This is a genomic window from Rhodococcus sp. IEGM 1381, from assembly GCF_030056795.1.
Classification (GTDB): domain Bacteria; phylum Actinomycetota; class Actinomycetes; order Mycobacteriales; family Mycobacteriaceae; genus Rhodococcoides.
Map to the genome: position 1 here is coordinate 36208 of NZ_JASHKQ010000006.1, position 14659 is coordinate 50866.

A 14659-nucleotide genomic window follows, 5' to 3' on the forward strand; every position below is an offset into this window, starting at 1 on the left:
GTCGATAGGCCACTACTTTATCAAGACACCGGCATCAACTGGAACCGAAATCCCTGTGACGTAACGGGACTCGTCCCCCGCCAGAAACAGCACTGCGTTGCTGACGTCGTCGACCTGCACATAGGGAATGTCCAGCACATGCATGTCATGGAGCAGCGGAACTACTTGTTCGCGAGTCGGCGCATCCTCGTCGGGCAGGAACAGCTTGTAGATGGCGTCGTTCAGCAACATTCGGGTGTCGACGTTCGTCGGATTGACCGTGTTCACTCGGATGTTGTGCGGCCCCAACTCATTGGCGAGACTCTTCATCAGTCCCACCACACCATGCTTGGCTGCCGTGTAGTGCGCGTTGTACGGCAGTCCTTTCATACCGGCGACCGAGCTGATCAACACCATCGAGCCGCCCTTGCCACCCGCAAGAATGTGCGGAGTCGCCGCAGTCGTCGTGTTCCACACCCCGGTCAGATTGGTCTCGATCATGTTGTGCCAGTTCTGTGCCGACAACTTATGAGTCGTTCCACTTCCGGCGATACCCGCATTCGCGACGACGATATCGAGTCTGCCGAGTTGGGCGACCCCTGCATCGACGGCGGCCTTCAATGCTTCCAGGTTGCGCACGTCCGTCTTCGACGCAAGAATTCGCCGATCCAACTGCTCGACGAGGCGGACCGTTTCGGCCAGGTCCTCCTCGGTTGCCAGATCGTAACCGACAGTGTCGACATCGGCACAGGCGTCAACCGCAATGAGGTCCGCGCCCTCCGCCGCGAATCGAAGCGCGTGATTTCGTCCTTGACCCCGTGCAGCGCCGGTGATGAGTACTACGCGACCCTCGAATCGACTCATGCCTCCAACGCCGCCTCACCGAGGAACGCCAAGACCACGGACGAGTGGGACCTGGCTTCCTCGACACTCCCGGAGTAGACCGATTCACCGCGGTTGACCACAACGACATCGTCGGCAACGCGTAACCCGGCTTCCGCGTTCTGCTCCACCATCAGCACACCCAACCCCCGGTCCGCGATCTCGCGGACGCTGCCCATGACGGTATCGACGATGGCAGGCGCGAGACCCATCGACGGCTCGTCCATCATGATGTATTTCGGGTCGGATATCAGGCCTCGGCCGAAGGCGAGCATCTGTTGCTCGCCACCACTGAGCAGTCCCGCCGGACCGTCCTTGCGTTCACGCAGAATCGGGAACAGCTCGTAGGCGAGTTCGGTGTTCTGGGAGCGCTTCTCGCTCGTCGAGGTGTATCCCCCGATTCGCAGGTTCTCGGCCACGCTGAGCGATCCGAAGACCTGGCGGCCCTCGGGAACCAGCGAAATACCGTGCTTGACGACGCGGTGGGCCTTGAGACCGACGAGCGACTCACCGTCGAGCACGATCGTGCCCGCTGTGGGTTGCACCAAGCCTGCAATGGTTCGCAGCGTCGTACTCTTGCCGGCACCGTTCGCGCCGAGTACCAGCGTTATTCGGCCGGGTTGGACCGTCAGTCCGATGTTCGTGACCGCACTGACCTTGCCGTATCGAACGTGGAGATCACTGACTTCGAGCATCCTGGGCTCCTCGCTTTCCGAGATAAGCTTCCTGCACACTGGGTTCGCGAACCACGTCCTGAGGCTTTCCCTGGGCAATCAGAACGCCGAAGTTCATGGCTATCAACGTGTCACACGTATCGACCATCATCTGCACGTCGTGTTCCACGAGGAGCTGCGTCAAACCCTCTTCACGCAACTTCTTCAGAAGCGAGGAGACATCCTCGCGTTCGGACTTGTTCATACCCGCGGTTGGCTCGTCGAGCAGAAGAAGTCTGGGAGACATCGCAATTGCACGTGCGATCTCCACCCGGCGCTGCAGCCCGTAGGACAACTCTCCCGGCCGGATGTCCTCCAGCCCGGTGAGCCCGGTGCGCTCGAGCGCCTCCGCGACCGCGGCCCTCGACCTGTTCAGCAACGCCTTGCGCCCCAGTAGCAGTTCGCGCATCCCGCCCTGTTCAGCCCCGAGGTCGGCACCGAGCGCGACGTTCTCCCGCACCGTCAGATCGGGGAGCAGCCGGACCGTTTGGAACGTACGCGCGATGCCGAGTTTGGCGACCTTCTGCGCTGACACCTTGGCAAACGGCTCACCCTCGAATGTGAGGGTGCCACGCGTGAGCGGGGTCAATCTCGTCACTGCTGCGAGCAGAGTGCTCTTGCCGGATCCGTTGGGACCGAGGATGCCGAAGATCTTGCCGCGAGTGATGTCGAACGAAATACCGTCGACCGCCTTTATACCGCCGTAATGCACGGCAACGTCGTCGATCCCGAGGACCACGTCGGTTGTCGATTCGTTCAGCGTCGCCTCACGCGATCTCGAGTCGGTCGTCATGGCTTGTCTCCTGCCTTGGCCAGATCCAGCTTCTCGACGGCATCATCGGGCGCTTTCACGCGTGCATCTCCCGCAAGCCGCCTGGCCTTGGATTTACGAACGAGATCGAGGACCGTTCCATAGATTCCACCTGGGACGTACACGGCGGCGATGGCGACAATGATGCCGTAGACGATCGCCTGATACTGCCCGACGATTTCCAGGTAGTACGGAAGCCAGGTGAAGATGACGGCTCCGATGACGATACCCAGCCACGATCTTCCGCCGCCGACGATGATGATGGTCAGCCCGAGCACGACCAGCGGGAAACCGATGCTCTCGGGTGCCACCGTCGTCCGCAGCAACACATTGATAGCGCCGCCGAGCGCACCGATGAATCCGCTGATCACGAAGGACGAGATGCGGTAGCGAGAAACATTCACACCCATCGACGACGCCAGTTCCGGGTCCTCACGAACCGCATCGATACGACGACCCAGCCTGCCTCGCTCACTGAGTGCCAGCAGCGCCACCACCAGTACCGTGATTGCGATGATATGGCCGATCGTCAACTGCGGGTAAGCCAGTGCTCCGAACAGTCCGACGGAGGCACCGGTGAAAGCGCCGCCGTTGTGCGCGACGACCGTGATGATCAGGTCGAAAGACACCGTCGCCATCGCGAGATAGAGACCGTTGAGCCGCTGCACCAGCAGTGCAAGTAGAAAGCCGATCACACCGCACACGATCATGATCGCCGCGATCGCCGCGAACGACGAGAAACCGTATCGAATGACGAAGATTGCGGCCCCGTAGGACCCGAGACCGTAGAAGCCTGCACCCGCGAACGAGAAGACACCCATCCTGAGCTGCACCTGGATGCTGAGGGCTAGCAAAAGCACAGTGAAGGTGCTTTGGAACAGGACGATATGAGAGTAGTAGAAGGTACTCATACGCGCCGCACCTCCTGACGACCGAAGAGACCCTGCGGACGCAGCAGCAGCACCAGGAAGATCATGCCGAAGCAGACTGCATCGACCCATCCCCCACCGGTGAATCGCAGCACCAACGTCTCGGACAGCGCGAGGATGTATGCGCCGGCCGCGACACCTGCGGTACTGCCGACGCCACCGAGGATGATCACCGCGAAAGCCTTGATCAGCAGTGTTTCACCGCTTTCCGGTGTGATCGCTCCGAGATTGAAGGTGAGAAGCGCTCCGGCCAGACCGGCAAGACCGCCGGCGAACGCCATGGTCGCGAATGACAGTTTGCGTCGATCGACTCCCATCAGAGCTGCGGTTTCGGAATCGACACCGATGGCCCGCAAAGCCAAGCCCGCCATCGACTTCCGCAGCCAGATCGCCATTCCGACGGTGAGAACGACAGCGGACAGGACGATCACCAATCCGGTGTTCGATATCCGCAAGCCCAAGAACGAGAAGACCCGAACGGCGTAGGAGCTGTTCGAGAAGCCGAACGGCTCACTCTTGGTGACGTACTGGGCGATCGCAAGCGGAATGGCAGCCACGCCGATGCCGCCGATCAGAATTTGCAGCTCTGCTATCCGGTGAGTCTTCGCTCTTCTCAGAATCGGTTGGAAGGCAAGCACTTCGATCGCGATGGACAAGAGTGCGCCCACGATCACCGACACTGCGATAACGCCGATCATCGGGAGTTGCTGGTCTTTTACCACTAGATAGCCGACGAACCCAGCGAACATGAAGATCGCACCGTGGGCGAAGTTGAGGATCCCGACGGTACCCCACACCAGGGACATGCCGAGACAGAAGAGTACGTAGATCGATCCGAGAATCGCCGCGTCGACGAGTGTCTGCCCCATGACTCTCAGATCACCTCATCTCGTGAGTGGTCCATGTATCTCATTCCGCCAGCAGCCCTTCCGAGGTCCCGTCCCATTCGACGACTACCCCAGCGACCCGCTGGTCGTTGCCCTCGAACGTCACTGGGCCGACTGCACCATCGAAGCCGGCGGCGGCTACGGCGTCGAGGCCGTTCTTGATGTCCTCACGAGACGCTCCCCCGGATTCCTTGATTGCGCGGGCGATCATCCACGCTGCGTCGTAGCCTTCCGCCGCATAGTTGAGTGGGTTCTTGCCGTATTTGGCGTTGTACGCCTCGACGAACGTGACCGAGGATGGCGCAGTCTGCAGGTAGTTGAAGTCAGTGGCCCAGAACATTCCGGCCCCGGCAGGTCCGGCAGGCGCGAGGTTGCCGGCACCCGCGGCGGGGTTTCCGACGGCCGGGCCGTCGAAGCCGGCCTGTCGAAGCTGCGACATCGCCGTCGAATTCTGCGCGCCGACCAAGAGGAACACCACAGCATCCGGCTTCTCACCGACGATCTTGGTGATGGTGGACGCGAAGTCCTGCGTCGTCGACTGCACGCTCGTGCTCGACAGAATTTCGAGGTCCTCGCTCTCCTGCATCGCGGGCAGCTGATTCTCCGCTATTTCGGCAAGAGTCGGCTGACCTGCGTTGTACAGCACGCTGATTCGCTTGGCGCCCAGCTCTTTCAGATGGTCGATGGCCTTCGGGAAATAAGTTTCCTGTGGGGCTGTCGAACGGAACGTGTAATCGCCGATGACGACGCCGTCGCTGCCGGACTGGGTGAAGACGATCGGTGTTTTGGAGGACTCCGCGATCGGTGCCACTGCGACGGACTGCGCGCCCGACACGGTTCCGAGAATTGCTGCGACGTTGGGGTTCGCAATGCCCTCGGTAACCTGGCTCGCCGCGGTCTGCGCGTCGCCTGCGGTGTCTCGACTGTCGAGCTTGACGATGGAATCCCCGAGGAACTTCTGTTGATTTATCTCTTCGACTGCCAGCTCGATCCCCTCGAGCTGCGACCCGCCCACATAGGTGAGAGCGCCGGTCTTGTCGGTCGTCGACAGGAGGGTTATCTCGGACGGCATCTCCCCCGAGGCCGTTGCACCGGATGGTCCGGACCCACTGCATGCCGCTACCGACAGCATGGTTCCGGTCAACCCCACCAGGATCAGCCTGCCGGGACCAGTGGTGAATTTCATCGTTCCTCCTATTTCATGGCAATGATGCGCATGAACTCGTGATCGCTGTCACAGTAAGTCCAATTCATTCAGTTGTCCAGATCACACCGACTGACGGAATTGCTGCATAGCGACTGGGCGGACCAAAGGGTTGCGGCGAATCATTATCATTGATTAAGGTGAGCTGCATCACGATGCCCTTGCCCACCCACCTCGCGTCTCGCGATCACCATCGAAGGAGTCACGTCTTGGCACTCGACGACGCCACCGCCGCCTTTCTCGCGCAAGCCGCTGAGGGGGGCGGCAAAGCACTGCACGAAATGACGCCCACCGAGGCCCGTCTGATGAACGACAGTTTCATCGGCCTCTACGGCCCCGGTCCCGACATGGACAACGTGGAAAACGTGACGGTCGCCGGCGCGGACGGCCACGACATCGACGTCCGGGTGCTTACCCCCTCCTCCGAACCCCGCGGTGTGCTCGTGTACTTCCACGGCGGTGGCTGGGTCGTCGGAAACCCCGATCAGTTCGACACGCTCGCCCGAAAGATCGCCGTCGAGACCGACTGTGTCGTCGTCCTGCCCGACTACCGACTCGCGCCAGAACACGTCTATCCGGCTGCAGCTGACGATGCGTGGGACGTACTGCAGTGGAGCGCATCCCGGTTCGACGCCGGACTACCGTTGATGGTCGGAGGAGACAGCTCGGGAGGCAACCTGGCCGCAGTCGTCGCCCAGCGTTCGGTGCGCGAGAACGGGCCGAAGGTAGCTCTCCAGGTCTTGGTCTATCCAGTCACAGACCACGATTTCGACAGCGCGTCGTATGCGGACGCTTCCAACCAGCTGATGCTCGATCGCACCGCGATGATGTGGTTCTGGGACCTCTACACACCCGAGGCCGAGGCGCGGACCAACTGGGACGTGTCCCCGCTTCGCGGCGACGTGACCGATGTTGCACCGGCCGTAATCCTCCTCGCCGAGCACGACGTGCTGCGCGACGAAGGTCAGAAGTACGCCGACAAGCTAAGTGCTGCAGGCATTCCTGTCAGTCTCAGAGTCTTCGACGGCCAAATGCACGGCTTCTTCCAATTCGTCAACATTCTCCCCGGTGCCCAAGACGGTATCTCCTACGTGGGCGACGCAGTTCGTGCCCACCTCGACACAGTGAGCGCGTGAAAGGAACATCATGACAACGGATGCAATTGTGGTGGGTGCCGGTTTTTCCGGTATTTACATGACACACAAGCTCGAGCAGCTCGGATTGTCGGTACGCGGCTTCGAAGCCGCCGAAACCGTAGGCGGAACATGGTTCTGGAACACCTACCCAGGTGCGCGATGCGACGTCATCAGCACGGAGTACGCGTTCACGTTCTCGCAGGATCTCATCGACGAGTGGGAATGGACCGAACGCTATCCTGCGCAGCCCGAAATCCTGCGCTACATCGACTTCGTCGCCGAGAAACTTGATGTCAAGAAGCATTTTCAGTTCAACGTGCGCGTCGAATCCGCGGTGTGGGACGAGGACACCTCGCTGTGGACGGTGGGCACCGACTCGGGCGAGTACGTGAGCGCAAAATACTTGATCACTGCTGCGGGATGTCTGTCGACGTCGTCCACCCCGGACTTCGCCGGCCTCGACGCGTTCGAAGGCACAACACTTCACACCGCCGCCTGGCCACGAGACGGCGTCGACTTCACCGGTAAGCGCGTCGGCGTCATCGGTACGGGATCCTCGGGCGTGCAGGTGATTCCGAAGATCGCCGAGCAGGCAGCACACCTCACGGTGTTCCAGAGATCACCTGCGTTCAGTCTCGACTGCGGCAATCGGCTTTTGACCGAGGACGAGAAGCGCATGTTCAAAGAGCTCATCGAGGACTACAAGGTTGCGTCCAAGGCATCCGGCGGTGGCCAACCCGTCGACACTCTCGAAGTCAACACGTTCGATCATTCGGAAGAGGAGCGCGCGGCGGTATTCGAGGAGCGGTGGGATCGCCATCGCGCTATCGATCTCATCGCGGCCTATCCCGACCTGCTCAGCAATCGTGCGGCCAACGACACCATCGCCGAGTTCTTCCGCGGGAAGATCCGCGACGTCGTCGACGACCCCGAGGTGGCCGAGACCCTCTCCCCACGGGAGCACCCCCTGGGGGCCAAGCGAATCACACTGGACACCAATTACTTTCAAACTTACAACCGCGACAACGTCTCTCTCGTCAGCGTGAAGAACGCACCGATCGAGGGACTCACGCCGGCCGGACTGAAAACAGCCGGTGCAGAGTATCCACTCGACGTCGTCGTGTTCGCCACCGGGTTCGACGCAATCACTGGACCGCTGATGAACATCGACATCCGCGGTCGCAACGGAAAGACGTTGCAGGACAAGTGGGCCGATGGACCGGTCACCTACCTAGGGATCGCCGTCGACGAGTTCCCGAACCTGTTCACCATCACCGGACCAGGGAGCCCGAACGTACTGACCAACATGGTCTGCGCTATCGAACAGCACGTCGAGTGGACTGCGGACGCCGTCGCACACCTGGAATCAGTCGGTGCCAAGACTTTCGAGGCCGACGAGACGGCTGCGAAGGAATGGACGGCCCGCGCGGTCGAGCTGGCAGACATGACCCTCTACCCGGAGGGCAACTCCTGGTACACCGGCGCCAACATTCCCGGAAAGCCTCGCGTGATCATGTCGTACGTCGGCGGACTGAACGTCTTCCGCGAGACCTGCGATAGCGTCGCCGCCGACAATTACACCGGCTTCATCACCTCGACCTAGGAGTTCGACCCATGTTTCGCATCACCATCGCGTACAACCACCCCGAGAACCCCGACGCCTTCCTCGCACATTATCGGAGCGTTCACGCACCGTTGACTGCGACGATGCCAGGGATCAGTTCGTTCGAGTGGGGTGTCTCCGAAACCCTCGACGGTTCCACGCCCGCCCACTTCGTCGTAGGAAATTTGAATTTTCCGTCGAAGGATGAGGCCATCGCAGCTCTCGGATCACCCGAGGGTAAGGCCGGCGGTGAAGACATGGCCAACTTCGCAGGCGCAGGATTCGTCATGGACATGCACGAGGTCGAGGTCGCCTGACTGCGGCTCCGACGCAGTGGTCAAGTGCTGCCTGGGGCACTTGACCGCACTACGTCCTACAGGCCGAGGTCTGCCAATCCAAGGAGCGAACGATATTCGAGCCCCTCGGCAGCAATGACCTCGTCCGCCCCGGTCGCCCGATCCACCACCGTGGCCACCCCGACGACCGTCGCGCCTGCGTCCCGCAGAGCTGTGACGGCAGTGAGTGGCGAATTTCCGGTCGTCGTCGTATCTTCCACCACCAGAACACGTTTGCCGACGATGTCCGGTCCCTCGATCTGACGCTGCATGCCGTGCGCCTTCGCCGCCTTGCGCACCACGAATGCATCGATCGGACGACCCTGGGCATGCATGATCGACATCGCCACCGGATCTGCACCCATGGTCAGCCCGCCGACCGACACGAAGTCCCAATCGGAGACCAAGTCACGCATCAGCGAGCCGATCAACGCGCCCGCCCGATGATGCAGCGTCGCCCGACGCAGATCCACGTAGTAATCGGCTTCCTTGCCGGAGGACAGCGTGACCTTCCCATGCACGACGGCAAGCTCTTTCACCAGATCGGCCAGTTCCTGCCGGTCCGAATTCGCGGCACTCTCGGCCATGTCGGGGTTCCTCTCGTCGCACCAGGGATGTTCGAAGGTCGCTACGAACTTACCCACAACAAACTGGGTCGTTCCTGGCGGCTCGTCACTCCAGCTGCTGCACCCCTACGCAGCGACCTGGGCCGACAACTGCTCGTCGAGCACGTCCCTCGTCTCGACGAACGGTTCGGGCGCGGTCACCGAACGAGACTTGGCGACGATGGACGACGGGAAGGTGCCGATCGCCTGCGATAGTCGGTAGGCGGTGTCGTTGTACACCCGCACTGCCCCGGCAATTCGACGTTCGGTCACGGCAAGCTCCCCGGCTGGTCCCTGAAACGCCCAGTTGCCCAACACGTTCCGACCCGCGTCGGCCTCGGCGAGAACGGCGTGAAATGCGGCGGACAGCGCATTCTCGGCCGCCGCCTGCGCCGTCAGTCCCAGGCCGCGCTCGCGTACGGCCTTGGACCACGAGCGAGCACCACCGAGCTGACGCACTGCATCAGCGGACAGCCCGGAAGCCTCTGCGGCCTCGATGAACGGCACCAACTGTTGGTGCCGCCGCTCGAGCTCCACGTCGACCAGCCGCAGGCTCTGCTCGGTCTGCTCGCTGTACCGGCCCAGCCGACGCACCATGCTCGCGACGTAACCGACCAGCAACAGGACTACGACAACCACGATGGCCACAACCACAAAAACCGTCACGAGGTACGAATTTAGCCGCGTCTACGCTCCCGAGCCCGTAAACACGCCCGAAAGAAATCAGGGCTGATTGCGTCGACGCTCGGAATCGAAGGGAATCGGACGCGACGCCGGTGGACGCGGTAACGGGCGCGACGGATTCGCTGAACGTACGGCTTGCGGGCCCGCCGCATCGGGCCTGGGTGGACGCGGCCTGCGACCCGGTTCCGGAGGTCGCGGCTCGTGATCACGGGGTTCCTGAGGACGGGATGTCTGGGGAGGTCGAATCCGCGGCGCAGACCTGGTGGGCTCGGCAGCTCGCGGCTCCAGCACCCCCGGCTGAGCCTGCGGAGGCTGCGCGCCGCGGGCCTGCTGCGGGCGAGCTTCCTGAACCAACGGCCGTCCCGGATCGCCTCGATCACGGCCGGGCTCGCCTGCGCGTGCGCCGTAAACCGCGCTACCGCGCACGGGGGGAAGCACGTGAAGCATGCCGGACAGTCGTGCGACTGCGTCGATTGCAGCATCCCAATCACGGCCCGAGCTGCCCAGTGGCAGCGATCCGAGCGTCCAGTCCTTCTCGCTCCACAGCAGCTGAAGATTTTCGGGAACGGATTCGGTGAAAGCAGCCATTCGCTGGTCGCAGACCCGGCGAGCGATATCGACATCGGTGGCGAACACCACGCGCGGACCGATGGACCCGAGCAGTTCCATGTCCTCGTCGCGCGGCGGTGGCGTCGAGCGGGGCCGTAGGTCAATGTCGACATCGGAACCGACCGAGCGCTGCACGGCCACGATGGTGGCCGTTTCCTCGACGTCGAAGAGAACGAACTCCTCACCCCGTCGAACACCGGTCACGACGCCGAGAGCGACGTCGAATTCGGGCTTGGACAGGGCGGCGCGGGAGAACCGGGTGACCAGTTCTTCATCGTGCGGTCGGTAGTCGTACCCCTGCGCCTTGGCCCACATCTGCCGCAGCCGCCCGGACTGATCTCGCTTGGACCTGTCGATATAGAGCAGGGCCACTGCACCAACCAGTGCAATCGCCGCCAGGCCGAACCACATTGCCGTCATCGCGAACCACCTTAATCGACAATTACACCGTCACCGCCCAGCACCGCCGGGTCCTGTGAACGATCCCTACAACACTGCGGGTTGCTATCCGCCGAGATTCGGAGTCTCGATGATGACGTTCGCGCGAATGGTCCCGTCCGCGACGGCCTCTCCCTGCACCACGACAAAAGCGCCGACGGTCAGCGACGCCAGATCGGTACCGGACAACGAGATTATCTGGGTCTGCGGCGTGGTCTGCACCGTGACCGGCGCACCATCGAGTCCGTCGATCGTCAGACTCGAACCGTCGTTGGCGCTGATCGTTCCCACTGACGAACCGAGCTGACCGAGGATCTCTGGAATTCCACCGGGGATCAACTCCGGCGTGGTCGTCGAACCTGATTCTGTGGGCCGCGGCGTCGTCGTCGGCGCACTGGACGTGGGTTGCCGAGTCGAGGTCGACGGCGCAGCAGCCGAGGTGCTCGACTCGTCCGATCCACCGCTCAGGAAGGAAATTCCAAAAATTACGACGATGGCGAGGACGACGAGTCCGATCAAGGCCAGAACCCACGGACGAGGCCCCTTGCCACCCGAATCGGCAGCGGCGGGTTCCTGAGCGGGTGGCCCTCCGAACTGCTGGGGTTGGCCGAACTGCTGAGTGTCGTAACCCGGTGCCTGACCGTATTGCGGTTGGCCGTACTGCTGCGTCTGGCCGTATTGCGGTTGGCCGTACTGCTGAGTCTGGCCGTAGGCCTGATTTGCTGCTGCCTGTTGATCGGGATCGTACGGCGGTAGCGCCTGCGTGGGCTGATAACCCGGCGGATACGCCTGTGGATCTCGGGGCTGCTGGGCCGGGTTCTGCTGGGTCGGATCCTGATACCCCGGGTCCTGGTACCCCGGATTCTGGTACCCCGGATTCTGGTACCCCGGACTTCCGTACGCCTGCGTCGGATACGCCTCGGTGGGATGAGCGGCGTCGGGTTGGTTGCGCTCTGCCGCATCCTGCTCGCGTTCGTGCGGTGACCGTGGGTCGTCCGGATTGGTCATTCCAAGAGGGTACCTATCGGGTCGATGCGTTCGCTGTGAACGATTCTTCCCCACCGACGCTGACCTCAACGCCCACAATTCGCATTCGCGATCGGAAAACCGTTCCCGTGATCGAATTGTGGTCGCTGAGGTCAGCTGGCTCGAGCGCGACTAACCCAGGATGAGGCGGTCGCCGTCCGGGCTTGCGTTGACCGACACCACGTCGCCGTCGTGGACATCCCCGGCGAGCAGCAGCTTCGCCAGTTGATCGCCGATGGCCTGCTGGATCAGTCGACGCAGCGGCCGAGCGCCGTAGAGCGGGTCGTAGCCTCTGGCCGCGAGCCACATCTTCGCCGGCGACGACACCTCGAGCGTGAGACGTCGAGCGGCCAGACGCTTGGCGAGGAAGCCGAGCTGGATGTCGACGATCGACTCGAGCTGGTCCTCGGACAGGGCGTCGAACACCACCACGTCGTCGAGTCGGTTGACGAACTCGGGCTTGAACGAGCGACGCACCGCGTCCATGACCTGCTCCTTGGTACCGCCGGCACCGAGGTTGGAGGTGAGGATCAGGATCGTGTTGCGGAAGTCGACGGTCCGGCCCTGGCCGTCGGTGAGGCGGCCTTCGTCCAATACGGCGAGCAGGATGTCGAACACATCGGGGTGCGCTTTTTCGACCTCGTCGAACAGCACCACGGTGTACGGCCGCCTGCGCACCGCCTCGGTCAGCTGGCCGCCGGCCTCGTAACCCACGTAGCCCGGAGGCGCACCGACCAGGCGAGCCACAGCATGCTTCTCGCTGTACTCGCTCATGTCGATCCGCACCATCGCGCGTTCGTCGTCGAAGAGGAACTCCGCCAACGCTTTTGCAAGCTCGGTCTTACCCACGCCGGTGGGACCGAGGAACAGGAACGACCCCGTCGGACGGTTGGGATCGGCCACGCCTGCGCGCGCTCGACGGACGGCATCGGACACCGCCTGCACCGCATCCTTCTGTCCGACGACTCGCTTGCCGAGTTCGTCTTCCATGCGGAGCAGTTTGGCGGTTTCGCCTTCGAGCATCCGGCCTGCCGGGATTCCGGTCCAGGCCGCCACCACGTCGGCGACGTCGTCCGGCCCCACCTCCTCCTTGAGCATCACGTCACCTTGCGCGGGCGACGCCTCGGTCTTGACGGCGAGCTCCTTCTCGAGCGTGGGGATGCGTCCGTAGCGCAGCTCGGCAGTCCTGCCGAGATCGCCGTCGCGTTCGGCGCGGTCGGATTCGCCACGCAGATTCTCGAGCTCTTCCTTGAGCAGTCGTACCGAGTCGATGGCGTTCTTCTCGTTCTGCCAACGCGTGCTGAGCCCGGCCAGCTTCTCCTGCAGGTCGGCAAGTTCCTGACGCAGCTTGTCCAGACGAGCCTTCGACGCGTCGTCGGTCTCCTTGGCCAGTGCCATCTCCTCGATCTCGAGGCGTCGCACGGCGCGTTCGACCTCGTCGATCTCGACGGGGCGCGAGTCGATCTCCATGCGCAGACGCGACGCAGCCTCGTCGACGAGGTCGATCGCCTTGTCGGGCAGGAACCTGGCCGTGATGTACCGGTCGCTCAGGGTTGCCGCGGCGACCAGGGCAGAGTCCGTGATCCGGACACCGTGGTGCACCTCGTAGCGTTCCTTGAGCCCGCGCAGGATGCCGACGGTGTCCTCGACCGAGGGCTCACCGACGTAGACCTGCTGGAATCGACGTTCGAGGGCAGCGTCTTTCTCGATGTACTTGCGGTACTCCTCGAGGGTCGTTGCACCGACGAGACGCAGTTCGCCACGAGCGAGCATCGGCTTGATCATGTTGCCCGCGTCCATCGCGGATTCGCCGGTCGCGCCGGCTCCGACGATCGTGTGCAGCTCGTCGATGAACGTGATGACCTGGCCTGCGGAGTTCTTGATGTCGTCGAGCACGGCTTTGAGGCGCTCCTCGAACTCACCGCGGAACTTCGCGCCCGCGACCATCGAACCGAGATCGAGCGAGACGACGGTCTTGCCACGCAGACTTTCGGGTACGTCGCCGGCGATGACGCGCTGCGCGAGTCCTTCGACGATGGCCGTCTTGCCGACGCCGGGTTCGCCGATGAGCACCGGGTTGTTCTTGGTTCGCCGCGACAGAACTTGCACGACGCGCCTGATCTCGGTGTCGCGGCCGATGACCGGATCGAGCTTGCCTTCTCGGGCCAGCGCGGTCAGGTCGGTGCTGTACTTCTCCAGCGCCTGATAGGTGTTCTCCGGATCCGCGCTGGTCACCCGAGCGCTGCCCCGGACGGCTTGGAATGCGTCGCGCAACTCTTTGGCTCCGGCTCCGTGGCCGGAGAGGAGCTTGGCGACGTCCGAGTCACCGGTCGCGAGCCCGACCATCAGATGCTCGGTCGAAACGTACTCGTCGTCGAGTTCGGTGGCCAGATGCTGCGCTGCGGTGATCGCGGCGAGAGTTTCACGGCCGAGTTGCGGAGTGGTGGTCGAGCCGGATGCCGAGGGCAGGCGATCGACGAGGTTCTGCGCTTCTCGACGCACAGTTGCAGGGTCGACGCCGACGGCCTTCAGCAGTGGAGTGGCGATGCCGTCGGTCTGATCGAGCAACGCCACCAACAAATGTGCCGGACGGATATCCGGGTTGCCGGCCGCGGATGCGGCCTGCAGAGCAGACGAAAGGGCTGCCTGCGACTTCGTGGTGGGAGTGAAACTGTCCACCGGTCACCTTCTTTCTCGGATCGGTTCTTGCGTGTCGCTGGGTACAACCATAGACAAGTTGAGTCTGTTCCGCTCAACCTTGAACTTCTTGTGCGCCCTCTCGCGCGAAAGTCTCCATCGGTCTACTTTGGTGACGGTC

14 protein-coding genes are annotated in these 14659 nt (G+C 62.7%); 3 read left to right on the plus strand and 11 right to left on the minus strand.

The features are described from left to right. Positions 1 to 12: 12 nt before the first annotated feature. Genes QM797_RS15660 through QM797_RS15685 form a run of 6 tightly spaced genes read right to left on the minus strand, consistent with a single transcriptional unit; the run spans position 13 to position 5387 of the window. Complete coding sequence (locus tag QM797_RS15660) at positions 13 to 843, minus strand: mycofactocin-coupled SDR family oxidoreductase (RefSeq protein ID WP_283276564.1); 831 nt, start codon at positions 841 to 843, stop codon at positions 13 to 15. Next, a complete protein-coding gene (locus QM797_RS15665; RefSeq protein ID WP_283276565.1) occupies positions 840 to 1556 on the minus strand; it encodes an ABC transporter ATP-binding protein in 717 nt (238 codons plus the stop codon). Before QM797_RS15665 ends, QM797_RS15660 begins: the two co-directional genes overlap by 4 nt. Further along, positions 1540 to 2367 carry an ABC transporter ATP-binding protein gene (locus QM797_RS15670; RefSeq protein WP_283276566.1) on the minus strand — a complete coding sequence of 276 codons (828 nt, stop codon included), beginning with the start codon at positions 2365 to 2367 and terminating at the stop codon, positions 1540 to 1542. The genes QM797_RS15665 and QM797_RS15670 overlap by 17 nt, the downstream gene beginning before the upstream one ends. After that, positions 2364 to 3296 (minus strand): branched-chain amino acid ABC transporter permease, encoded by a 933-nt coding sequence (locus QM797_RS15675; RefSeq protein WP_283276567.1) that lies wholly within the window; start codon positions 3294 to 3296, stop codon positions 2364 to 2366. The genes QM797_RS15670 and QM797_RS15675 overlap by 4 nt, the downstream gene beginning before the upstream one ends. Beyond that, positions 3293 to 4183, minus strand: coding sequence for a branched-chain amino acid ABC transporter permease (locus QM797_RS15680; RefSeq protein WP_283276568.1), 891 nt, complete (start codon positions 4181 to 4183; stop codon positions 3293 to 3295). The genes QM797_RS15675 and QM797_RS15680 overlap by 4 nt, the downstream gene beginning before the upstream one ends. A gap of 40 nt (positions 4184 to 4223) precedes the next feature. Continuing rightward, positions 4224 to 5387 carry an ABC transporter substrate-binding protein gene (locus QM797_RS15685; protein WP_283276569.1) on the minus strand — a complete coding sequence of 388 codons (1164 nt, stop codon included), beginning with the start codon at positions 5385 to 5387 and terminating at the stop codon, positions 4224 to 4226. 227 nt (positions 5388 to 5614) lie between these two features. Between QM797_RS15685 and QM797_RS15690 the strand changes: the two genes are divergently transcribed. From QM797_RS15690 to QM797_RS15700, 3 genes are read left to right on the plus strand one after another with little or no spacing between them, the layout of a single operon-like run. Beyond that, complete coding sequence (locus QM797_RS15690; protein ID WP_283276570.1) at positions 5615 to 6541, plus strand: alpha/beta hydrolase; 927 nt, start codon at positions 5615 to 5617, stop codon at positions 6539 to 6541. Positions 6542 to 6551: 10 nt separating this feature from the next. Further along, positions 6552 to 8144, plus strand: a complete 1593-nt coding sequence (locus tag QM797_RS15695; protein WP_283276571.1) for a flavin-containing monooxygenase — start codon at positions 6552 to 6554, stop codon at positions 8142 to 8144. A gap of 11 nt (positions 8145 to 8155) precedes the next feature. Next, on the plus strand, positions 8156 to 8461 hold the full coding sequence (locus tag QM797_RS15700) for an EthD family reductase (RefSeq protein ID WP_283276572.1): 306 nt from the start codon (positions 8156 to 8158) through the stop codon (positions 8459 to 8461). Positions 8462 to 8517: 56 nt separating this feature from the next. On the opposite strand, the gene pyrE is transcribed toward QM797_RS15700, so the two are convergent. The 5 genes from pyrE to clpB form a co-directional block, all read right to left on the minus strand. Then, positions 8518 to 9066, minus strand: coding sequence for an orotate phosphoribosyltransferase (pyrE, locus tag QM797_RS15705; protein ID WP_283276573.1), 549 nt, complete (start codon positions 9064 to 9066; stop codon positions 8518 to 8520). 105 nt (positions 9067 to 9171) lie between these two features. Next, entirely contained in the window at positions 9172 to 9750 is a 579-nt protein-coding gene (locus QM797_RS15710; RefSeq protein ID WP_283276574.1) for a LemA family protein, read from the minus strand. Positions 9751 to 9807: 57 nt separating this feature from the next. Then, entirely contained in the window at positions 9808 to 10788 is a 981-nt protein-coding gene (locus QM797_RS15715; protein ID WP_502942350.1) for a TtfA family protein, read from the minus strand. A gap of 93 nt (positions 10789 to 10881) precedes the next feature. Then, on the minus strand, positions 10882 to 11823 hold the full coding sequence (locus QM797_RS15720; RefSeq protein ID WP_283276576.1) for a DUF5666 domain-containing protein: 942 nt from the start codon (positions 11821 to 11823) through the stop codon (positions 10882 to 10884). A gap of 150 nt (positions 11824 to 11973) precedes the next feature. Continuing rightward, positions 11974 to 14520 (minus strand): ATP-dependent chaperone ClpB, encoded by a 2547-nt coding sequence (gene clpB, locus QM797_RS15725; protein WP_283276577.1) that lies wholly within the window; start codon positions 14518 to 14520, stop codon positions 11974 to 11976. Positions 14521 to 14659 lie beyond the last annotated feature (139 nt).